Here is a 21,326-nt window from a genome sequence, read left to right on the forward strand (position 1 = left end):
TCAGATACCGGCAGGGGCAGGAGCGATGGCCTGATTGTCGGTCACGACTCTGTCCCCCTCGTTCAGGCCTGAACGGATTTCACTGTTGATCTTGTCGGTAATGCCGGTTTCGACCGTTCGTTCTTCGATCTTGCTGGCACCTGTCACCACACGAACCGTGTATTTTCCGGGCTCCTTGGTGTCTTTGAGAGCTGTCACAGGGACAATCAACGCATTTGTTGCCTTCGCGAGCAGAATGTGCACCTCGGTGGTCATATAGGTTCTGAGCAGTCCGTCTGGATTGGGAACATTGAAAATGCCCTTGTAATAGATGGCCGAAGCAGTCGCTGCGCTGGAAGAACTCACGGCTGTCGTCGTGAAGCTCTTGTCGCTGACGATGGAATCCGGAGCGGGTTCGATCTTCTCAAGCTTGGCGTCATAACGCTTCAAATTCTGTCCCGATATGGTGAAATAAAGCGGCATCCCCTCGCGAACCTGCGTGATGTCCGCTTCCGAAATGTCGGCCTCAACGGTCATCGTGTCGAGCTGGCCAAGAATGGCGATTGTCGGCGCACTCTGTTGTGCGTTGACGGTTTGCCCCTCCTGAACCACCGTCGCGAGGATCGTTCCATCGATAGGCGCGGTGATGCGGGTATAGGCGAGATTGGTCTCGGCGATCTGGACGTCGACCTTCGCTGCCGCGATCGCCGCTTCGCTGTTGGCAACCTGTGCTTCCTTCGATTTGACGGTGCTGACCGCCTTGTCGTAATCGGCGCGTGCGACGGCATTCTTGCCGATCATCATCTGGTTTCGTGCCAAGTCCTGCCGAGCCAGTTCCAGATCGGCGAGGTTCTGCGCGCGCGTGGCCTCGTTCTGGCGAAGTGACGCCTGCGCCTTGTTCAGCTCGTTCTGCTGATTGGTGGAGTCGATCAGCGCAACGACTTCACCGGCCTTTATCTGCTGGCCCGGTTTCACCTTCAAAGAAAGAATACGGCCAGTTGCCTGCGCACCGATAGCAACGAGATTTTTCGGTCGTAATGTGCCGGTGGCAAGAACCGAACTTTCGATGTCGCCGCGCTTGATCTCGGTCGTGGCGGGCAGTGGCTCTTCTTTCGTCAGGGAGCGGACGACGAAGTAACCGACAATCAGCAATGCGATGAGGACAGCCAGCCACAGGCGCCAGCGAAAACGGCGTTTGGACTTGGGTTTCATAGTGGTCTCTTATCGGTTGTCAGCGGAGGAAGCGCCGGTGTCTTGACGATGCGCGGACCTGTATAGCCGTCAACGACTTCAGGCTTCGCAACATCGATGATGCCGTTCCAGCCGCCGCCCAGCGCTTTCTGCAGGGCAACATAATTCAAAACGAGGTCCGTTCGGGCCTGACTGAGATTGGTTTCTGCGCTGAGAAGGTCACGCTGCGCCGTCAGCACATCCACAAAACTCTTGGTACCTGCTCTATATTGCTCCAGCGTCAGCTCGTTGATCTTGCGGCTGTTACCTACGATTTTCTGCAATTGCGCTGTGCGCAGGCGGTTCTGATTGAGCGATACGCTGGCATTCTCGACTTCGCTGAGCGCTGTCAGAATGGACTTTCTATAGGCGATGAATGACTGGTCGCGGACCGCACGAGCCGCATCCACATCTGCATTCAATTTTCCACCGTGGAAGATCGGGACGGTCAGACTAGGACCAAAGCCCCAGCTGATCGTCGACAGCTTTCCAAGATCGCCGAAATTGGCGCCGCCCGTATTGATATTCCCTGTTAGGGAAATACTCGGATAGAGCAGGGCCTGCTTCTGGCCGACGCTGGCATTGGAACTTGCATAATCACGTTCTGCTGCGCGGACATCCGGGCGACTGAGCAACAGATCGGCAGGCAGACCTGCTGAAACCTTGCCTGGAATTGCTGGTATAGGACGAGACTTGTCCAGAACGCTCGCCAGCGCCGAAGAAGACCGCCCCGTCAGGACCGATAGCTGATTGAGATACTGGGCATAGTTGATCCGCAGCCCCGGAACTTGTGATTCAGTCGTGGCGGCCTGGGTCTCGGCGTTCAGAAGATCGACCTGCGAAATCTGTCCGGCTTCAAGCTGGTTGCGTGTCAGTGCTACAGTCTGCCGCTGCGATGCAGCATTGCGCTGCGCAATGGCAATATTGGCCTGTGCCCCGCGCAGATTGGCATAATTGGTGGCGATGTCCCCGATCAGCGTCACGTGCGCTGCCCGCAATTGTTCATTCGCGGATTCAACATTGTAATAGGCGGCTTCGACACCGCGCCTGTTACCGCCGAAAAGATCAAGTTCCCATGTCGTGTTAAAGCCCATGCTTGACTGGTTTGACGCCGTCACATTGGGACCGTCTGATCGCTTGTAACTTCCCTGGCCATCCAGTTGAGGATAAAGCGCGCCACCAGCCGAGGTGTAATTGGCGCGGGCCTGCCGCACTTTGGCCTTCGCAGTCGCTACATCCGGGCTGCCTGCGATTCCATCTGCGATCAGTTGATCCAGAACCGGATCTTTCAGGCTCCTCCACCAATCGCCAAGCTGCGGGGCGCGTCTGTCAGCCTTGCTGTTCCATCCGGCAGGAGTCAGCACATTCGGCTTCTGGTAGTCGGGACCAACGGTAACGCACGCCGCCAGCAATGGCAGAATACTTCCCAATACGGTCAGGCGAACAAGCGATGTCGTCAAAAATTTGGTCCTGAAATTCCGGTGCTGTCATCAAGTCAGTATTCGACTGCCCCTAAAACGAAGCGCCTTATACCTGCAACGGTTGTACCTGGGCAGCCCAAACTCGTGGGAGCATACCTTGGGTCGCGCCGAGTCGCGGTTCGACAGCATATTGCCATCCTTCAGCTTCGATCATCAGCGGATGAACGAAGTCAATTGTGGCAATACACAGAAAATATCAGGGTTTTGTGTGGAGCCCGCCAGGGATTGCCGGGCTTAGTTCCGTTGATTTTCCAGCCAGTCTGCGAGCGAACGGCGGTTTGCGGCACGTCCGCGCATCGGTTCAGCCATGCACATTGAGTTGAGAACGGCTTCCTGCGTGGACTCAACTGCTGCGCGAAACAACGTATCGATACGGTTCTCGTTAAGCACCGCGATCTCGACCACATCGCGTTCTTCGTCATGATCGAAGGTCACTGCCGTTGAAAATCCGATGGCGATATCGCCGCTGCCGTGGCCCCAGAATGCACCGAGACGCGCCAGTCCCGCGCCGCAGCGGCGCGTCACGCGCTTCAGTTGCCTATGTTCCATCGGAACGTCGGTTGCGAGCACCAGAATAACCGAACCCTTTTCCGGCTCTGCTTCGGCCTTCGGTGAAGGCCTGCGTCCATCGGGAAGAACGAGATCACCGGCCCGACCGAAGTTCGTCAGTGCCAGAACGCCGAGGTGATAAACCTTGCCATCAAGTTCGAACTGGCGCGAGGACGTGCCGATGCCGCCCTTGAAGCCGAAGCAGCTCATGCCGGTTCCCGCACCGACATTGCCTTCGCCGACATCCGTTCCGGCAATCTTCAAGGCTTCCTGCGCGTCAGCCTCTGTGACTGCCATGGCCTGAATATCGTTGAGCGGACCGTCATTGCATTCCAGAACGACAGGATTGACGGTTGCCGTGGTGCGCCCGATATCGGGATTGCCCGTAATCGCATCGCGGATCAACGCATTGGCGCAGGTTCCGACGCCAAACGTATTGGTGAGCAGGATCGGCGTTTCCAGCGTGCCCAACTCCTCGACCTGCACGAGACCGGTGCTCTTGCCGAAACCGTTGATGACATCACAGGCGGCCAGCACCTTGCGGCGATATATGTTGCCGTCATGCGGGATAATTGCCGTCACGCCGGTATTGATATCGCCGTTGCGTAGGGTGCGGTGCCCCACGCGCACGCCCGGCACATCGGTTATGGCGTTGTTTTCGCCCGGCTGCATGATGCCGCAAATGATGCCGTAGTCGCGTGCCTTGCCTGTCATGGTCATTTTCCGTCAGGTGTTGAAGGGGCAGGGCGTCAAAGACGCCCGGCCTCGATAATGCGTTTGAGGAAAGCCTGCGTGCGCTCGCCCTGCGGATTGCCGAAAATCTGCGACGGCGGGCCTTCTTCATAGACCTTGCCGTTTTGCAGGAAACAGACCTTGTCCGCAACCTCGCGGGCAAAACCCATTTCATGCGTGGCCAGCACCATCGTCATGCCTTTTTTGGCAAGATCGCGCACGATGTCGAGCACTTCCGACACCAGTTCGGGATCGAGCGCCGAGGTGATTTCGTCGAGCAGCAGGAGCGTCGGGTCCATCAGGAGCGCACGCACAATGGCCACACGCTGCTGCTGTCCGCCGGACAGACGGTCCGGATATTCCTTCGCCTTGTGATCGAGGCCAATGCGTGCAAGCAGCGCCAGCCCCTTTTCCTCGGCTTCCTTCACCGGCATGCCCAGCACTTTTGTCGGCCCCAGCGTGACATTCTCCATAACCGTCATATGCGGAAACAGATTGTATCCCTGGAACACGATGCCGATCTCGCGGCGCAAAATGTCGAGGTCCACCCCCGGTCCCGTGACCCGATCGCCGTGCAGGCGGATTTCGCCTTCGTCGATGGTCTCCAGCCGGTTGATGCAGCGCAGAAGCGTGGACTTGCCGCAGCCAGAAGGCCCGATCAGGCACACGACCTGATGTTCCTCGATGTCCAGGCTGATGCCGGACAGAACTTCCAGCGAGCCGTAGCGCTTGATTGCCTTGTCGATTTCTACGAGTGCCATTATCCGTCCCCCTTACATGCTCGAACGCATTTTTCTGCGATCACGTTCGATCAGGCGGTCCACGAAGCGGGCCTGCGGAATGGTGATGACGATGAACAGAATGGCGACGGTGGTGACAGCCGACAGGTTGAAATAGTTCGCGGCGATGATCTTCGACTGGTTGAAGGCATCAATGGTGCCGATAATGGCGACCAGCGCGGTGTCTTTCTGCAAGCTGATGCAGTTGTTCATAAGAGGCGGAATGATGCCGCGCACGGCAAGCGGCACAACTACATAGCGCATGGTGCGCGCATAGGAGAGGCCGAGCGAACGCGCTGCCGCGATCTGGCTTGGATGCACGCTTTCAATGCCTGCGCGATAGACTTCGGACGTATAGGCGCCGTAGGTCAGCGTCAGCGCAATGATGGCATAGGCGTTGGAGGACAGGTCCTTCAGGATCGGCAGGCCGGTCAGAGGCAGGCCAAAACCGATAAGATAGATCGTGATGATGGCCGGAAGTCCGCGAAACAGATCGCTGTAGAGCGTTGCAAGCACGCGGATGGGCTTGCCGGCCTTGCCCGGCAGCGTGCGCGCAATGGCGATGACGAGCGCCCAGACGAGGATCAGGATGGCCGATACGAAGAAGATGACGATATTCGTGCCGAAAGCTTTCAACACCGTACCTGCCGATTTGACGATCAGGCTGACGTCGAAGAAGGTTCGGCTGACGGCTGCGTCATTGACGATCATGAACCATGCGCCGGCGCAGATGATGAGAACCGCTACGGCATAGGAAATCACCTGCCAGGAAAGATCGGACGCCTGTGCGCCGAGCTCGCGCCCACGGTAGATATCGGCGCTTTTTCCGGCTTCGCCCGAAATCTGCACTGCGCGCCAGGCAAACCAGAGGACGGCAAGCGGTGCCAGCAGCAGCACGATGCCGACCGCCACAACGGGCAATTCAGGCCAGCCCTGCGAGATCGTATAGCTCGAAACGCTATAGACCGTCTGGCCCGAGGCCAGAAGGGTAAGGAAGGAAAAGACAAAAGCGAACAGGGAACGACCGCCATGGGTGCGAACCTTGTTTCGGACACGCCATTGCCGCGCGCGTTCCGCGCTTGCATCCGGTGCCGGATAAGACATGGTTTATTCTCGCTGAAACAAATGGGGAAACGGTCCCGACGATCGGGAACGCCAGCCGCAAAGATCGGGTTCTGAATGCCGGTCAGTCCGGGTCGCAACCGGCATTGCGATTGCGACCCGAAAACCGTCAGATCATGGCTTCCAGAGCGGAACGTCGGAAGGCGACATTCCCCAGGACGGAAGCAGATAGGCAGCTTCAAGCTTCTTCAGCGTGCCATCCTTGTTCATGTCCTCGATAAGCTGGTCGATGACCTTCTTGTTTTCCGAACCCTTCGGGTAGATGCCTGCGGTCTCGCCGCCGGACGTATACTTGCCGACAACTGCCAGCTTTCCGTTAGAATTCTGTACCTGTCCGAGGATGATCGTAAGGTCAGTCATCACGGCATCAACCTTGCCAGCGGCAAGAGCGGTAAACATGGAAGCCGTATCGTCGAACACGTCGAGGCTTGCGACCTTCAGCGTATCCTGTGCGAAAGGAACCAGTGTCGTACCGGCCTGAGTTCCGATCTTTCCGGTCTTCATGTCTGCTTCGGTAACCGGCTTGTCGGCACGTGCAGCAACACCGTAATCGGAATTCATGTAAGGAACGGAGAAATCCACGACTTTCTTGCGCGGCTCGGTAACCGAGATCAGCGCAAGCGCGATGTCGTAATCCTTGTTCTGACCGGCAACGATGGAATCGAACGAGGCGTTGACGAGCTTTACCTTGTCGAGGCCCAGACGATGCGCAATGTTGACCGCCATGCAGAATTCATAGCCGTCCTTGATGCTGTCCGGCGTATCGCCGTTGAACTGGCCAAGGGCAGGCAGGTTGATGATGACAGTAAACTGCCCTTCAACCGCCGGATTGATCTTGGCCGAACCCTTTTCACCCGTCAGCGGGCAATCGCCGTAGCCTTCGGTTGCTGCCGATGCGGCTCCCGCACCTGCCAGCGCTGCTGCGCTGGCAAAAACTGCGCCATAGGCTGTCTGTTTCAGTAGTCTTTTTATTGTCATTGTCCCCTCTTGCTTTCATTTCTTGGGGTTAAGGTTGCAGTATCGGCTCCGCTCCCGTGCGAGCCATATCCATGTAAATCTCCTGCAGGCGACGGGTGATTGGCCCCGGCTTGCCATCGGAGATCGTGTGATCCTGAATGCCGATAATCGGCGTCACGAAACTTGATGCGCTCGTGAGAAATGCTTCCTTGGCGGCCTTCGCCTCATCGACCGTGAACAGGCGCTCTTCGATGCGAAGATTCTGTTCTTCCGCGATCTTGATGACGGCGCGTCGCGTGCAGCCGGGCAGGATGGCGTGCGAATTCGGCCGCGTTACCAGCACATTGTCATTGGTGATGATGAATGCCGTCGATGAACCGCCCTCGGTGACGAAGCCATCTTCGACCAGCCAGACTTCATGATAGCCCTTGCTCTTGGCCTGCTTCTTCGCCAGCACCTGTGCCAGAAGCATGACGGTCTTGATGTCGCGGCGCGCCCAGCGTGTGTCGGGTGCAACATCCACGCGGACGCCATTCTGAACCGACGGCGAATTGGCGAGGTTCTTGGCCTGCGTGAACATGACGAAATTCGGCTTGATGTCGTCGGCATAGACGAAATCACGCTCAGCTTCGCCGCGCGTCACCTGCATATAGACGACGCCTTCATAAAGCTCGTTGCGTTTCATCAGTTCGATCTGGGCCGCGCGAATGGCATCCAGCGAAGCAGGCAACGGAATTCCGAGTTCCTTGACGGAACGCTCCAGACGGGCGAGGTGAAGCTCGTTATCGACAAGACGCCCATCGATGACAGCGCTGACTTCGTAAATCCCGTCACCAAAAAGAAAGCCGCGATCGAACACCGACACCTTCGCCTCGTTCTCAGCAACGAAAGCGCCGTTCAAATAAATTACCCTGGCCAAAACACGTCCTCGGACATCTATGTGATTGATTGTGCGCACCCCGAAAAGCGTGAAGCGATTTTCGGAACAGATGCGCGTTTAACAAGCCCTGACGCGACGGTAGGGAAAAACCTTTGGAGCTGCCAATGCTATGTTTTGCAATTACTATGCAGAAATTGCATAAGGGGTGAGGGAGTAGGGGAATAGGTGAGTAAGGGGGTATGTGGGGCCGCGAATTGCCTCTGATGCCCTATTCACCTATTCCCTTATTCCCCTACTCCCCTAGAGAAGGCCCCGACCCAATGGAACTAAAATGGCTGGAAGACTTCATCGCGCTGGCGGCAACGTCGAGTTTCTCGCGCGCGGCAGATGCCCGTCATGTGACGCAATCCGCATTTTCCCGCCGGATCAAGCAGCTTGAACTCTGGCTGGGGGTCACGCTCGTCAATCGCGCGACGTTCCCTGCCGAGCTTACCCGCGAGGGACGAACCTTCCTGCCTGTCGCGCAGGATACGGTTCGCCAGTTCTACAACACGCGCAAAGCGTTGCAGCCGAGCCGCGAAGTCCAGAATCCCGTCCTCACATTTTCAGCCCTGCACACGCTGACGGTCACGTTCTTTCCGCACTGGCTGAAACAGATCGACGACGATGTTGGCGGCATCCGCTCCCTGCTCAGTCCGGATCGCGGCGGCTTTGAGGATAATATCGCGACGCTGACGGAAGGAGAGGTTCACTTCTTCCTGACCTATGCCCATAATTTCGTGCCGATCCTGATCGACCGTACCCAGTTTCCTTATCTCGTGCTCGGCACCGAACGGCTGATGCCGGTCTCGCGCCCATCACAGACAGGCCCGATCCTCGATCACGCGATCGCCAGCGCGGAGCCGCTGCCATATCTGAGCTACGGCGACTTTTCCTTCTTCGGCGCTGCCCTGTCACAGAAATTTGCATCTGGCACTGCGTTCAAGCGTCAGGTGGTTCACGAAAACACCATGTCGATCGGTCTGAAAGCCATGGCGCTTGCAGGGTGGGGTATGGCCTGGCTGCCCGAAAGTCTCATCTATGATGAACTGCAGCGTGGCGAACTCGTACCGGCCTCGACTGATCCCTATTGGGATTTCACGGTCGAGGTCCGCATCTATCGTCACGATGCGGCACTTCCGGCACATGCCGAGAGCTTCTGGGAATATTTGCAGGCAAAAGATCGGGCAATATCCGAAAAGGGCGATTGACAGCGACCCATCGTCAGCGTTGTAAAAGGCAGCATATATTCAGCCGGCAGCAGGGGACACGTCGCGGCATGAAAGTTACCATCGAACAGACGCTCGATCAGGCGGGTACGGGCGCATTTCAACGCGGTCTTCTGGGTGTGTTCGGTCTTGTCTGGGCCGCCGATGCCATGCAGGTGCTTGCCGTCGGCTTTACCGGCGCTGCCATTGCAAAGACTTTTGGGCTGACGATTCCACAGGCATTGCAGACCGGAACGCTGTTCTTCCTCGGCATGCTGATCGGCGCAGCCGTATTCGGACGATTGGCCGATAAATATGGTCGCCGTCGCGTGCTTCTCATCACTGTCGCCTGTGATGCCGTTTTCGGACTGCTTTCGGCATTTGCGCCCAGCTTCGGCGTCTTGCTTGCCCTGCGCTTCATGACAGGCGTGGCAGTAGGCGGAACCTTGCCGGTCGACTATGCGATGATGGCCGAATTCCTTCCGGCCAAAAATCGCGGTCGCTGGCTGGTTATGCTCGAAGGTTTCTGGGCGGTCGGCACTGTTATCATCGCCCTTGCGGCATGGGCCACCAGCCTTGCAGGCGTAGAGGATGCGTGGCGCTATATCTTCGTCGTCACCGCTGCACCCGCCCTTATCGGCATATGGCTGCGCCTCTGGGTGCCGGAATCCCCAATGCATCTTCTGAAGTCGGGACGCCCGGAAGAAGCCAAATCGGTGATGAACCGCGTGCTGCGGCGTAATGGCAAACCAGAGCTACCGCCGAAGGCCCGGCTTGAAGCGCCGCTTATGGTGACAGGCGAAAAGCTTCTGTCGCCAAATCTGCGCCAGCGCACGCTGACGACGCTTGCAATCTGGTTCCTCGTTTCGGTGTCCTATTACGGTATTTTCACTTGGATTCCGGCCAAGCTTGCCGGTGACGGTTTTGGCTTCGTCCGCGGCTACGGCTTCCTTGTCGTGGTTGCACTGGCCCAATTGCCGGGCTACGCACTCGCCGCCTATGGCGTGGAAGCGTGGGGACGCAAGAAGACGCTGATCGCCTTCCTGTTCATCAGCGCGGCTGCCTGCGCTCTCTTTACGGTGGCCAACAGCTCTACCGTCGTCGGTTCATCCATTCTCATCATGAGCTTTGCGCTGCTCGGTACATGGGGCGCACTCTATGCTTTCACGCCGGAACTTTATCCGACAGGATTGCGCGCAAGCGGAATGGGAGCGGCGGGCGCGATGGCTCGCCTTGGCGGCTTGCTTGCACCATCCGCGCTGGCGCTCGTCATCAGCCAGAGCTTTTATGTCGCCGTGGCGCTATTCGCGGGACTTCTGGCACTGGCCGGTATTATCGCCTTCTTTATCGATGTGGAGACACGCCAGAAGGCACTTAACTGATCGGAATAAGCCCGGAAAGCGCTCATGCATTCCGGGCTTATTCCATCTTGTTTCAGTAAATTATGCCGTATTCTTTATCCATTGCTTTCGATAGGCGGCATAGGCTTCGTTGCCCGGCCTGTAAATCCGGCCGTGTTTCTCTGGAACCGTTGCGCCTGCGAGCAATCCGGCACCGAGCGAAGTGCCCGTCGATCCTGATACGGCTTCGACGTCACGTCCCGTAAAATTCGACAGCGCTTCAAGATAGACCGGATTCCCGGCAAACGGCCCTTCGACAATAACCGGTCCACCTGCACCCAGCAGGTGGAGACAGGTCTCCGTCATCAGCGCCGCATAGATGCAGGCGGCAACATAGCGTTCCGCCTTGTTGGCCATGTCTGCGTTGATCCAGCGAAGATTGGAATTCGGATAGGGACCGCAACCGGGCACCGCTGAAGGTAACGCCATTATGTGCTGCGCCAGAACCCTTGTCACGATATCGGGTTGGTCGATGACCGGGGGAACAGTCAGTCCCTCAGTCATGATATCGAACTCGCGCCCGCCCATGTAACGGGCGGATGGAACCGCACGACCATAGGCATCGATATTGGCCAGCGTATCGCGTTCCGGGGCCAGTCCGTCAAAATTGCCGCTAACGGCGAAACTGACAACCCACGTACCGGTTGAGACGACCGAGAACGGGCCTTCCCGATCCACCAGATGCGCGAGCAGCGATGCGTTGGAATCGTGAATGCCGCAATGAACCGGCACGGCTTTGCAAAGGCCGATCTCTGATGCAATTTCGGGCAGAACTTCGCCCAGCGCATCGAAGGCGGAGCGAAGCGGCGGAAATTTCCCGCGAATGTCCAACCGGTCAACGAGGGGCGAGAAGGTGGAATCTTTCGGCAGCCATAAATCCGTATGGCAACCGAGTGACGTCACTTCCGTGGCGGCGACGCCAGTAAGGCGCCAGGCCCAGTATTGCGGATAAGTGAATATGAAATGTGTGCGCGCAAAATCATCGGGAAACGTCGTCTTCAGATAATGAAGCTGCGCACCCAGATTGAGGCCGAGCGACAGGGGCGGAGAGAATGTATCTTTGAAATCCGGCTTTATGTCAGCATAGGCTGCGTGGATTTCAGCCGGATAGTCGAGTTCATAGTCGAGAACTGGCATGGCCAATGTGCCATCTGCTGCGACGAGAGCCGCCGCCGCGCCATGCGTGGTGATAGAGATGGCATCAAAGCCCGGCTCTTGCGCAAACTCCGCGAGACTTGTCAGAAAGAAGCGCCACAGAGCCTCGATGTCGTAATGCGGATAGGGGCCATCGCGCAGCGCCGTATTGGAGATACGGTTTGCGACGATCTCCTCGCCGCTCGCCGCATCGAGCACCACGACCTTGGCATTTGTCTTGCCGATATCGAGAATGGCGATGCGCTTCATGGCATATGAAAGACTGGCTTGAGGTCCACAGAAACCGGCGAATTGTCCGGGTTTGTCGCCATGATGTCTGCCATATGCGCCCACCACTTTTTCATCACCGGATGATCGGGCAGGGCGGCCATGCCGTGATTGGGCTTACGGGTCAGCACGCCGAACAGGATATTGGCCTCTTCATCGAGATAGATCGCGTAATCCGACACGCCTGCTTCGTGGAGAAGGTCCACCAGTTCTGGCCATATCTCATCATGACGGCGGCGATATTCCGCTTCCATGCCCGGATTAAGCTTCATGCGAAATGCATAGCGTTCAGCCGTCATGCTGTGCGTCTCCCTTTGAACTGCCGGATGAGGATCGGCAATGAAATGGTGACGATCAAAAGGAGACCGATGAAGATCGACATGACGATGCCCGGCACATTGAGCAGCCCGAGCCCGAAAGTGACGAGGCCCATTACGAAAGCGGCGATCACCACGCCGACAATTGTGCCCGAACCGCCGAGGATCGACACGCCGCCCAGCACGACCATGGTGACGACTTCCAGTTCCCAGCCTTGCGCAATGGACGGGCGCGTCGAGCCGAGGCGCGAGGTCAGGCAAACGGCGGCGATGCCGCTCATCACGCCCGTCATAAGGAAAAGCACGAATTTGGTTTTCTCAACCGGAATGCCGGAAAAGCGCGCCGCGAATTCATTGTTGCCGATGGCATAGATACGGCGCCCGAAGCTGGTCCAGTGCAACAGTACCCCGAACAGCACGGCAAACAGGATGAACAGCGCAAATTCGAAAGAGATCACCCAGAACACATAGCCCTGTCCGAAATAGGCAAAGCTTGCCGGGTAGCCGCCAAATGCCTGATCGCCCAGCACGATATAGGAAATGCCGCGGAAAAGGCTCATCGTGCCGATGGTCACGACGATGGAGGGCAGTTTCAGCCCCGCAACCAGCCCGCCATTGATCGCGCCACAGACAAGACCGGTGCCTATGCCGATCATCACGAGGCCGGGTGTGCCGACACCGGCCTGCGCCGCCGCGCCCATGGCTGTTGAGGCAAGGGCGATGATGGCAGCGACCGAAAGGTCGATTTCACCGGAAATGATGAGAAGCGTCATCGCAAAAGCGATCAATGCTTTTTCGGTGAAATTGAACGTGGCATCCGACAGGTTCCACGCATTGAGGAAGTAGGGCGAGGCGAACGAATTGGCGATGAAGATCGCAATCGCGACTCCAAGCAGAAGCATTTCCCAGCTTGCGAAGATGTGCGAGAATGGCGTTCCGAGCCGGTCCGGAATGTGACGGCGCTGTTCGTTATTCATGCCGCAACCTCCTCATAAGTCTTTGCAGCCTTGTCGCGCAGGATGATGCGTCCGCGCCGCTTTTCCTGACGCGCATTGAAGATCACCGCCAGAATGATGACGGAACCGGAGATGGCCATTTGCCAGAAGGGCGATATGTCGATGACGGGGAGGGCGTTCTTGATGACGCCGAGGAACAGGGCGCCAAGAACCGCACCGGCGACAGAACCTATCCCGCCAAGTGTCGAGATGCCGCCGATAACGCATGCCGCAACGCTGTCAAGTTCGAACCCGGCGGCCACATCCACATAGGCGACGGCATAGCGCGACACCCAGAGATAGCCGCAAAGCCCGGCAAGCGCGCCCGAAAGCACGAAGGCGAAGAAGCGCGTGCGGCCCACATCGATGCCCGTATAGACGGCGGCAGTCGGATTGCCGCCGGAGGCATAAAGCGCGCGTCCGAAAAACGTCCGCGTCAGCAGAACGTAGACAAGCGCCACGATCAGGATCGCCGTCCAGCCAAGCAGCGGCAGGCCAAGAAAAGGCGTGCGCGGCGTGTTGAGGAAGGGCGCGGTCATCTGATGCGCATTCACCCACGCGCCGCCGGAGAGCACAAAAGCCATGCCGCGATAGATGGTAAGCGTGCCAAGCGTGACGACAATCGCCGGAATGTTGAGTTTCCAGACCAGAATGCCGTTGATCGCGCCCAGAACTGCACCGATGCCAATTGCCAGCACAATCAGAAGCACGAGCGGCAGACCCGGATAGGTCGCATTCAGCATCGCCACAGCCATGCCGGTAAAGGCAAGGTTGGCGGCGACCGACAGATCGATGGACTTGGTCAGGATCACCGCCATCTGTCCGAGCGCGATAATGATGAGAATAGACGTATCGTTGAAAATATTCGCCAGATTATGCGCGCTGGCGAAGCCCGGAGCGCGGCCTGCGAACAGCCCCACCAGAAGAGCGATAATGACAAGGAGCAGGAGTTCGCGCTGCTTGAGCAACTGTTTCATCGTCTACTCCGTGTTTCCGGTGGCGGCGCGCACCAGCACTTCCGCGTCGAGGCTGGCGCGCTCAAAGATGCCTTCCATCAGCCCCTCGCGCATGACCATCACGCGGTCAGACATGCCGATGATCTCCGGCAGTTCCGACGAGATCATGATGATGCTGAGCCCTTCCGCCGCCAGTTCGCTGATAAAGGCGTGAACCGCCGCCTTGGAACCGATATCGATGCCCTTGGTTGGCTCATCGAGAATGATGACCTTCGGATTGGTGGCGAGCCACTTGCCGATGACAACCTTCTGCTGGTTGCCGCCGGAAAGGGTGCCTACAGGGACGGAAAGCGCTGCTGCGCGCAGGTCGAAACGCTCGGCATATTTGCGCGCCAATGCCAGCTCTTCCGCCATGCGCAGAAAACCATTGCGCGAGGTGCGGGCGAGCGACGGCAGCGATACATTCTGGAAGATCGGCAGTTGCAGCACCGCGCCGTGGCGTCCGCGCTCCTCGGGCACATAGACGATGCCATGGGCCACCGCATCGCCGGGACGGCGGATACTGATCTCGCGATCTTCGAGCGTCACGCGGCCATGGGAAGGCCTGGTAATGCCGAACAGGGATTGTGCAAACTCCGATCGCCCGGCGCCGACAAGACCGTAGACGCCAAGGATTTCCCCCTTGCGCAGTTCAAACGAAATGTCGCGGAACTCGGTCGGATGCGAATAGTTTTCGACCTTAAGCACCGGCTTGCCGATGGCGACATCCTGCTTGGGGAAAGCCTGTTCGACAGACCGCCCCACCATCATGCGCACAATATCGTTCTGCCGTGTATCGGCAAGCGTGCCGTGGCCGACGGCGTGCCCGTCGCGGAAAACCGCGTAATTGTCGGCGATTTCATAAACTTCATCAAACTTGTGGCTGATGAACAGGATAGCTTTGCCCTGCGCCTTCAGGCGCGCCACGATGCGAAACAGATCGTCCACTTCCTTGCGCGACAGGGCTGCGGTCGGCTCGTCCATGATGACGATGCGGGAATCCACCGACAGCGCGCGGGCAATGGCGACCAGATGGCGCTGGGCAATGGACAGTTCTTTCAGCTTGATACGGGCATCGACCGTCGTTTCGAGCGACGAAAGCAACGCCTGCGAGCGTGCATAAACAGCCTTCCAGTTGACGAAACCGAATTTGGTACGCGGCGCATGGCCGAGATAGATGTTTTCACCCACCGACAATTCGTCGAAAAGCACGGTTTCCTGATGAATGGCCGTTACGCCGTGATCGGTCGCATCCTGTGCGGTCGCAAAATGCACCGGCTTGCCGTCGATAAGGATTTTGCCTTCATCGGGCTGGTAGATGCCGGTCAGGATTTTCACAAGCGTGGACTTGCCGGCACCATTCTCTCCGATCAGGGCCGTTACCTTGCCGGGATAAAGCGCTATGTTCACGTCATCAAGCGCACGCACCCCCGGAAACGTCTTGGCTATGCCGCGCATTTCCAGAATGGGCTGATCCGTGGCGGCAAGCGTCGGCTCTCCGCCGGATGGGCCGCTGGATTGAAAGGCTGCATTCATCGCAGATACCTGAAGTCGATTCCGGGGAATATGAGGCGGCATCCGTTTGTCGAATTCCGCCTCTCATCATGAATGCGCACTTTTCGGGATGCGCTTACCGATCAGAAGACCTTGGAGAACTCGTCGATATTCGACGCGTCATAGACGAAAGGATCGCTCATTGCGGCTTCGCCATTGTCACCAATCTTGATCTTGCCCATGCGTCCGGCTTCGATTTCCGAGCCCGGCTTGCCATCGGCATCACCCTTGACGAGATGGTAGGCAATCTGGGTTGCCGAATAGCCAAGGTCGATCGGGTTCCAGATGGCGAATTCCTTGGTTGCGCCCGACTTGATGGCGCCAGCCATTTCGGACGGAAGACCAAGACCGGTCACATAGACATCACCAATCTTGCCTGCATCCTTCACGGCCTGCGAGGCAGCGAGAACGCCAACGGTCGTCGGTGCCACGATGACCTTCACATTCGGGTTTGAAGTCAGCAGTCCTTGCGCTTCGCGGTAGCTCTTGTCAGCCAGGTCGTCGCCATAAACGGTGGTCACCAGATTGAGGCCGGGGAAATCCTTGAGCTGCTTCTTCATCTCGCCAATCCAGATATTCTGGTTGGTCGAGGTGGTGGTGGCAGACAGGATCGCGAAATCGCCCTTGCCGTCCGGCAGGTGATCGGCTGCGAGCTTGAGGCACATCTTGCCGATCAGTTCGTTGGAAGACGGGTTGAGGTGGACGATACGGCCTTCAGGTGCGACGCCCGAATCCCACGAGATCACCTTGATGCCGCGCTGTGCGGCTTTCTTCAGGGCAGGGACGACAGCATCCGGGTCGTTGGCCGAAATGGCGATGGCATCCACGCCCTGCGCGATCAGGGAATTGATGACCTCGATCTGACCTTCCGCCGTCGTGGTGGTCGGGCCGGTATAGATGACCTCTACGCCGCCCAGTTCCTTCGCAGCTTCCTGCGCGCCCTTGTTGGCAGCTTCAAAGAAGCCGTTGCCGAGCGACTTCGCAACAAGCCCGATCTTCATGTCGGCGGCCTGCGCATGGGCAGCCATGAAGGCAACGGCCAGTGCAGTGCCTAATGCCAGTTTCTTGAAAAGTTTCATGTCTCATTCCTCCCAGTATAAAGACATATGTTTCGCTTGTTCTGGCTCAGGCCACCTCGGCGGAATCCTCCCGTGGGTCGCCCTTGCCAGCATTTGCGGAGACCTGCGCCACGATGAGCCGGATGCCCGCATTTTCCACCATGCGCCGCGCTTCATCCGAAATGCCGTCATCGGTGATCAGCGTGCTGACCCGGTCGAGTGGGCAAAGGATGAGGCTGGAACGGCGTGTGAATTTCGTTGAATCGACCATCAGGACAAGTTCGTCCGCCTGGCCCATCAGTTTCTGTTCGCTCTGGATGATCAGCGCATCGGATTCCATGACGCCGAGCGGGCTGATCCCCTGACAGCCCATAAACATGCGCCGTCCGTAGAAATTGCGAATAACGTCATTGTCGAACGGCGACAGGATAAGGCTCTGGTCGCGATAGATCGCACCGCCGGGCACGATCACCGTGCTTTTCGACTGGCGCAGAAGATGTTCGGCGATGGCAAACGAATTGGTCAGCACCTGAAGGCGGCGCGGAGCAAGATAATGCACCATCTGGAAAGTCGTGGACCCGCCATTGATGATGATGCTGTCGCCTTCCTCGCACAGCGCAACTGCTTCACGAGCTATTGCGCGCTTGCGATCCGCGTTTTCCGATTCCGAAACCTTGAAAGGACGGCCCGCAAGATTGCCGAACTGCGGCGGATGAATAGCCTCTGCGCCACCGCGCACGCGCTTGATCCTGCCCTGCATATGGAGCGACGCGATATCCCGGCGAAGTGTCGCTTCCGACGCCTCCGTCAGTTCCACCAGATCCTGAATGGTAATCACCGGCTTTTCCTGAACAGCACTCAGGATGATGCGGTGGCGCTCTCTTTCGTGCATGGCTCCTCCTTGTCTTTGTATCGGGCATAAATGTCGCGCCTGTCAATCACAAACAATCACAATGGCGCACAATAATCACATTAATGATTGATTGTGATCGTTTGTGATTGACAGCAATTCGTTTGATACGTCATATCTGCCGCAACATGATCGCTGGCACATTGAACGGGCATGCAGACGCACTTGCAGACCTACAGGCGGCTTGCGATTCACCATAACAGACTTGGGAGGATGACATGGTGGCCCAGAGCAGGCTTCTCGAAAACCGGTGGGATGACGCCAGAGCAGCAACGATGGATGAGCCGGGCAAGCTGCTTTACCGCTCCAATCTGCTCGGTTCCGACAAGCGCATCACCAATTACGGCGGCGGAAACACTTCCGCCAAGGTGGAGGAAACCGATCCGCTAACTGGCGAAAAGGTTCAGGTTCTCTGGGTCAAAGGTTCGGGCGGCGATGTCGGCACAATCAAGCTCGATGGCTTTGCCACGCTTTATCAGGACAAGCTCGACGCGCTGAAAGGTATCTATAAGGGTGTCGAGGACGAGGACCGCATGGTCGGCTTCCTGCCGCACTGCACCTTCAATCTCAACCCGCGCGCCGCTTCCATTGATACGCCGCTGCATGGTTTTGTCGCCTTCAGGCATGTGGACCATATGCATCCCGATGCGATCATCGCAATCGCCGCATCCCGGAATTCCCGTGAACTGACGGGCGAGATTTTCGGTGGCGAAATCGGCTGGCTGCCGTGGCGTCGTCCCGGCTTCCAGCTCGGTCTTGACCTTGAAGCCTTTGTAAAGGCAAATCCCAAGGCAAAGGGCGTTATCCTTGAAAGTCATGGACTTTTCACCTGGGGCAATGATGCAAAGACCTGCTACGAAACCACGCTCGCCATCATCAACAAGGCCATTGAATGGCTGGACCAGAAGACGGCAGGCAAGCCTGTTTTCGGCGGCGCTGTCACGCAGAGCCTCCCAGTTGCCGAGCGCCGGGCCATTGCCGCGCGGCTGATGCCGGAAATTCGCGGACTTATCGGAAAGGATGAGCGCAAGCTCGGTCATTTCGATGATCAGGATGCCGTGCTGGAATTCGTGAACTCGAAAGAATTGCATCCGCTCGCGGCGCTCGGCACCTCCTGCCCGGACCATTTCCTGCGCACCAAAATCCGTCCGCTGGTCGTTAATTTCGATCCGGCCAAGCCCGATATCGATGCCGTGGTTGCCGGACTTGAGGGCGCACTGGAAGCCTATCGCGCCGATTACAAGCGCTATTACGAGGCGTGCAAGCATGACAATTCGCCGAAGATGCGCGATCCCAATCCGGTGATTTTCCTGATCCCCGGTGTCGGCATGCTGTCCTTCGCACGCGACAAGGCGACTGCGCGCATCGCCGGTGAGTTTTACGTCAACGCGATCAATGTGATGCGCGGTGCATCCGGCGTATCGGAGTATCAGGGCCTACCTGAACAGGAAGCCTTCGATATCGAGTATTGGCTGCTTGAAGAAGCAAAGCTTCAACGTATGCCGAAGCCAAAGAGCCTTGCGGGCCGCGTTGCATTCATCACCGGCGGCGCTGGCGGTATTGGTTTTGCGACCGCCGAAAGGCTGGCGGGCGAGGGCGCTTGCGTGGTTTTGGCGGATATTGACGCAGGATCGCTCAAAACCGCTCACGAAAATCTCGTAAAGCGGTTCGGTGCTGATCAGGTGCGCAGCGTCGAACTGAATGTCACCGATGAGCACGGCGTAGCCAACGCCTTTGTTGAAGCCAGTGTCGAGCTTGGCGGCATCGACATTCTGGTATCCAATGCCGGTATCGCCTCATCCGCGCCGGTGGAAACCACCGAACTTTCCATGTGGAACCGCAATATCGACATTCTGGCGACGGGCTATTTCCTTGTGTCGCGAGAAGCATTCCGCCTGTTCCGCCGCCAGAAGATCGGCGGCAATGTGGTGTTTGTCGCCTCGAAGAACGGGCTTGCAGCTTCGCCCAATGCTTCGGCCTATTGCGCTGCAAAGGCTGCGGAAATCCATCTGGCGCGTTGTCTGGCACTGGAAGGCGCGGATGCAGGTATCCGCGTCAATGTGGTCAACCCTGATGCGGTTTTGCGCGGCTCCAAGATATGGGACGGTGAATGGCGCGAACAGCGTGCCGCATCCTCCAAGATTGATGTTTCCGAGCTTGAGGAACATTATCGCAAGCGCTCCATGCTGAAGCTGAACGTCTTCCCCGAAGACATAGCAGAGGCCATCTACTTCCTTGCAAGCGATGCCTCGACAAAGTCGACCGGCAACATCATCAATGTCGACGCCGGAAACCAGCAGAGTTTTCCGCGCTGACCGTATAAACAGGACATTCTGGGAGGAACCATGTCCGAGCAACGCATTGCGGCAGATTTCATCGCCGAGCATAATTCCGGTTTCGAAAATGCATTGAAGAGCGATTATCAGGCGCTCGGCGAACAGCTTTTGCGCCGCGGTATCGAGATCGACAAGATTACAGACAAGGTAGCATCCTATTTCGTTGCCGTGCCTTCGTGGGGCACAGGCACGGGCGGCACCCGCTTCGGGCGCTTTCCCGGAAGGGGTGAGCCGCGCGGCATTTTCGACAAGCTCGACGATTGCGCCGTCATCAACGAATTGTCGCGTGCAACGCCGAATGTCTCGCTGCATATTCCGTGGGATAAGGCCGATCCGAAGAAGCTCAAAGCCCATGCGCAAGTGCTTGGTCTCGGCTTCGATGCCATGAATTCCAATACCTTTGCCGATGCGGCGGATCAGAAGCTTTCCTACAAATTCGGTTCGCTCACCCATGTCGACCCAAAGGTGCGGGCGCAGGCCATCGAGCACAATATCGAATGTATCGAAATCGGAAAAGCCATAGGTTCCAAGGCCTTGACCGTCTGGTTGAGCGATGGCTCCAACTTTCCGGGCCAGCAGAATTTTACCCGCGCCTTTGAGCGCTATCTGGCTTCCATGGGCGAAATCTATCATGCTTTGCCCGACGACTGGCACCTGTTCTCCGAACACAAGATGTATGAACCGGCCTTCTACTCGACGGTGGTTCAGGACTGGGGCACCAATTATCTCATCGCCTCGACGCTTGGGCCGAAGGCGCAATGTCTGGTCGATCTCGGCCATCATGCGCCCAACACCAATATCGAAATGATCGTCGCGCGGCTGATCCAGTTCGGGAAACTTGGCGGATTCCATTTCAACGACAGCAAGTATGGCGATGACGATCTCGACGCCGGCTCCATCGATCCGTATCGATTATTCCTTGTTTTCAATGAGTTGGTGGATGCAGATTATCGTGGTGTGGCCGACTTCCATCCGGCCCATATGATCGACCAGTCGCACAATGTGACCGATCCGCTGGAAAGCCTGATCTCATCCGCCAATGAAATCCGCCGCGCCTATGCGCAGGCGCTTCTGGTGGATCGCGAAGCGCTCGAAACCTATCAACAGGAAAACGATGCGCTGATGGCATCCGATACGCTCAAACGCGCCTATCGAACCGATGTCGAACCGATCCTTGCGGAAGCACGCCGCCGCACCGGCGGGGCCATCGAACCGGTTGCTGCCTACAGAGCCAGCGGCTACCGCAACAAGGTTGCGAAGGAACGTCCGGAGAGTAAAAGCGACGGCGGGGCGTTTAACTAAAACCCCCGCTCGCCACAAAATTGCCGCACAAAGAACGGTCACTCGCCACAATTAAAAGGCGATTTCTGTCGCTTCTCTGTT

18 protein-coding genes are annotated in these 21,326 nt (G+C 57.6%); 4 read left to right on the plus strand and 14 right to left on the minus strand.

Going from position 1 to position 21,326, the window contains the following annotated elements:
* From F9K94_RS14710 to F9K94_RS14740, 7 genes are all read right to left on the minus strand, one after another.
* Positions 1–1,191 (minus strand): efflux RND transporter periplasmic adaptor subunit, encoded by a 1,191-nt coding sequence (locus F9K94_RS14710; protein ID WP_151646513.1) that lies wholly within the window; start codon positions 1,189–1,191, stop codon positions 1–3.
* On the minus strand, positions 1,188–2,669 hold the full coding sequence (locus F9K94_RS14715; protein ID WP_151646516.1) for an efflux transporter outer membrane subunit: 1,482 nt from the start codon (positions 2,667–2,669) through the stop codon (positions 1,188–1,190). Before F9K94_RS14715 ends, F9K94_RS14710 begins: the two co-directional genes overlap by 4 nt.
* A 255-nt stretch (positions 2,670–2,924) precedes the next feature.
* Positions 2,925–3,953, minus strand: coding sequence for a DmpA family aminopeptidase (locus F9K94_RS14720; protein ID WP_061345301.1), 1,029 nt, complete (start codon positions 3,951–3,953; stop codon positions 2,925–2,927).
* A 35-nt stretch (positions 3,954–3,988) separates the two neighbouring features.
* On the minus strand, positions 3,989–4,732 hold the full coding sequence (locus F9K94_RS14725; protein ID WP_061345302.1) for an amino acid ABC transporter ATP-binding protein: 744 nt from the start codon (positions 4,730–4,732) through the stop codon (positions 3,989–3,991).
* Between the two features lie 12 nt (positions 4,733–4,744).
* Positions 4,745–5,854: an amino acid ABC transporter permease gene (locus F9K94_RS14730; RefSeq protein ID WP_061345303.1), complete on the minus strand. Its 1,110-nt coding sequence runs from the start codon at positions 5,852–5,854 to the stop codon at positions 4,745–4,747.
* Positions 5,855–5,986: 132 nt separating this feature from the next.
* A complete protein-coding gene (locus F9K94_RS14735) occupies positions 5,987–6,850 on the minus strand; it encodes an ABC transporter substrate-binding protein (RefSeq protein ID WP_061345304.1) in 864 nt (287 codons plus the stop codon).
* A gap of 28 nt (positions 6,851–6,878) precedes the next feature.
* Positions 6,879–7,748, minus strand: coding sequence for a D-amino-acid transaminase (locus tag F9K94_RS14740; RefSeq protein WP_061345305.1), 870 nt, complete (start codon positions 7,746–7,748; stop codon positions 6,879–6,881).
* A gap of 281 nt (positions 7,749–8,029) precedes the next feature.
* Between F9K94_RS14740 and F9K94_RS14745 the strand changes: the two genes are divergently transcribed.
* Positions 8,030–8,959, plus strand: a complete 930-nt coding sequence (locus F9K94_RS14745) for a LysR family transcriptional regulator (protein WP_151646518.1) — start codon at positions 8,030–8,032, stop codon at positions 8,957–8,959.
* Between the two features lie 68 nt (positions 8,960–9,027).
* Positions 9,028–10,338, plus strand: coding sequence for an MFS transporter (locus F9K94_RS14750; protein WP_151646520.1), 1,311 nt, complete (start codon positions 9,028–9,030; stop codon positions 10,336–10,338).
* Positions 10,339–10,398: 60 nt separating this feature from the next.
* Here F9K94_RS14750 and F9K94_RS14755 read toward each other — a convergent pair whose 3' ends face one another.
* From F9K94_RS14755 to F9K94_RS14785, 7 genes are all read right to left on the minus strand, one after another.
* Positions 10,399–11,760 carry an FGGY-family carbohydrate kinase gene (locus tag F9K94_RS14755; RefSeq protein WP_151646522.1) on the minus strand — a complete coding sequence of 454 codons (1,362 nt, stop codon included), beginning with the start codon at positions 11,758–11,760 and terminating at the stop codon, positions 10,399–10,401.
* Positions 11,757–12,077, minus strand: a complete 321-nt coding sequence (rhaM, locus tag F9K94_RS14760) for an L-rhamnose mutarotase (RefSeq protein WP_151646524.1) — start codon at positions 12,075–12,077, stop codon at positions 11,757–11,759. The genes F9K94_RS14755 and rhaM overlap by 4 nt, the downstream gene beginning before the upstream one ends.
* Positions 12,074–13,072, minus strand: a complete 999-nt coding sequence (locus tag F9K94_RS14765; RefSeq protein ID WP_151646526.1) for an ABC transporter permease — start codon at positions 13,070–13,072, stop codon at positions 12,074–12,076. The genes rhaM and F9K94_RS14765 overlap by 4 nt, the downstream gene beginning before the upstream one ends.
* Entirely contained in the window at positions 13,069–14,067 is a 999-nt protein-coding gene (locus F9K94_RS14770) for an ABC transporter permease (protein ID WP_151646528.1), read from the minus strand. The genes F9K94_RS14765 and F9K94_RS14770 overlap by 4 nt, the downstream gene beginning before the upstream one ends.
* A 3-nt stretch (positions 14,068–14,070) precedes the next feature.
* A complete protein-coding gene (locus tag F9K94_RS14775; protein WP_151646530.1) occupies positions 14,071–15,621 on the minus strand; it encodes a sugar ABC transporter ATP-binding protein in 1,551 nt (516 codons plus the stop codon).
* 101 nt (positions 15,622–15,722) lie between these two features.
* Positions 15,723–16,718, minus strand: a complete 996-nt coding sequence (rhaS, locus tag F9K94_RS14780; protein ID WP_061345313.1) for a rhamnose ABC transporter substrate-binding protein — start codon at positions 16,716–16,718, stop codon at positions 15,723–15,725.
* 46 nt (positions 16,719–16,764) lie between these two features.
* Positions 16,765–17,589, minus strand: a complete 825-nt coding sequence (locus F9K94_RS14785; RefSeq protein WP_061345314.1) for a DeoR/GlpR family DNA-binding transcription regulator — start codon at positions 17,587–17,589, stop codon at positions 16,765–16,767.
* 236 nt (positions 17,590–17,825) lie between these two features.
* Here F9K94_RS14785 and F9K94_RS14790 point away from each other — a divergent pair, with 236 nt between their 5' ends.
* Both F9K94_RS14790 and rhaI read left to right on the plus strand, forming a co-directional pair.
* Positions 17,826–19,922 (plus strand): bifunctional rhamnulose-1-phosphate aldolase/short-chain dehydrogenase, encoded by a 2,097-nt coding sequence (locus F9K94_RS14790; protein ID WP_151646532.1) that lies wholly within the window; start codon positions 17,826–17,828, stop codon positions 19,920–19,922.
* A gap of 30 nt (positions 19,923–19,952) precedes the next feature.
* Positions 19,953–21,245: an L-rhamnose catabolism isomerase gene (gene rhaI, locus F9K94_RS14795; RefSeq protein ID WP_151646534.1), complete on the plus strand. Its 1,293-nt coding sequence runs from the start codon at positions 19,953–19,955 to the stop codon at positions 21,243–21,245.
* Positions 21,246–21,326: the final 81 nt, after the last annotated feature.

Source organism: Brucella tritici (genome assembly GCF_008932285.1).
Classification (GTDB): Bacteria; Pseudomonadota; Alphaproteobacteria; order Rhizobiales; family Rhizobiaceae; genus Brucella; species Brucella tritici.

Coding starts and splice junctions, on each gene's coding strand:
- F9K94_RS14735 (WP_061345304.1), bottom strand. CDS start 6,850: ATGACAATAAAAAGACTACTGAAACAGACAGCCTATGGCGCAGTTTTT.
- rhaI (WP_151646534.1), top strand. CDS start 19,953: ATGTCCGAGCAACGCATTGCGGCAGATTTCATCGCCGAGCATAATTCC.
- F9K94_RS14720 (WP_061345301.1), bottom strand. CDS start 3,953: ATGACAGGCAAGGCACGCGACTACGGCATCATTTGCGGCATCATGCAG.
- rhaS (WP_061345313.1), bottom strand. CDS start 16,718: ATGAAACTTTTCAAGAAACTGGCATTAGGCACTGCACTGGCCGTTGCC.
- F9K94_RS14790 (WP_151646532.1), top strand. CDS start 17,826: ATGGTGGCCCAGAGCAGGCTTCTCGAAAACCGGTGGGATGACGCCAGA.
- F9K94_RS14710 (WP_151646513.1), bottom strand. CDS start 1,191: ATGAAACCCAAGTCCAAACGCCGTTTTCGCTGGCGCCTGTGGCTGGCT.
- F9K94_RS14785 (WP_061345314.1), bottom strand. CDS start 17,589: ATGCACGAAAGAGAGCGCCACCGCATCATCCTGAGTGCTGTTCAGGAA.
- F9K94_RS14755 (WP_151646522.1), bottom strand. CDS start 11,760: ATGAAGCGCATCGCCATTCTCGATATCGGCAAGACAAATGCCAAGGTC.
- F9K94_RS14730 (WP_061345303.1), bottom strand. CDS start 5,854: ATGTCTTATCCGGCACCGGATGCAAGCGCGGAACGCGCGCGGCAATGG.
- F9K94_RS14745 (WP_151646518.1), top strand. CDS start 8,030: ATGGAACTAAAATGGCTGGAAGACTTCATCGCGCTGGCGGCAACGTCG.
- F9K94_RS14765 (WP_151646526.1), bottom strand. CDS start 13,072: ATGAATAACGAACAGCGCCGTCACATTCCGGACCGGCTCGGAACGCCA.
- F9K94_RS14775 (WP_151646530.1), bottom strand. CDS start 15,621: ATGAATGCAGCCTTTCAATCCAGCGGCCCATCCGGCGGAGAGCCGACG.
- F9K94_RS14725 (WP_061345302.1), bottom strand. CDS start 4,732: ATGGCACTCGTAGAAATCGACAAGGCAATCAAGCGCTACGGCTCGCTG.
- F9K94_RS14770 (WP_151646528.1), bottom strand. CDS start 14,067: ATGAAACAGTTGCTCAAGCAGCGCGAACTCCTGCTCCTTGTCATTATC.
- rhaM (WP_151646524.1), bottom strand. CDS start 12,077: ATGACGGCTGAACGCTATGCATTTCGCATGAAGCTTAATCCGGGCATG.
- F9K94_RS14750 (WP_151646520.1), top strand. CDS start 9,028: ATGAAAGTTACCATCGAACAGACGCTCGATCAGGCGGGTACGGGCGCA.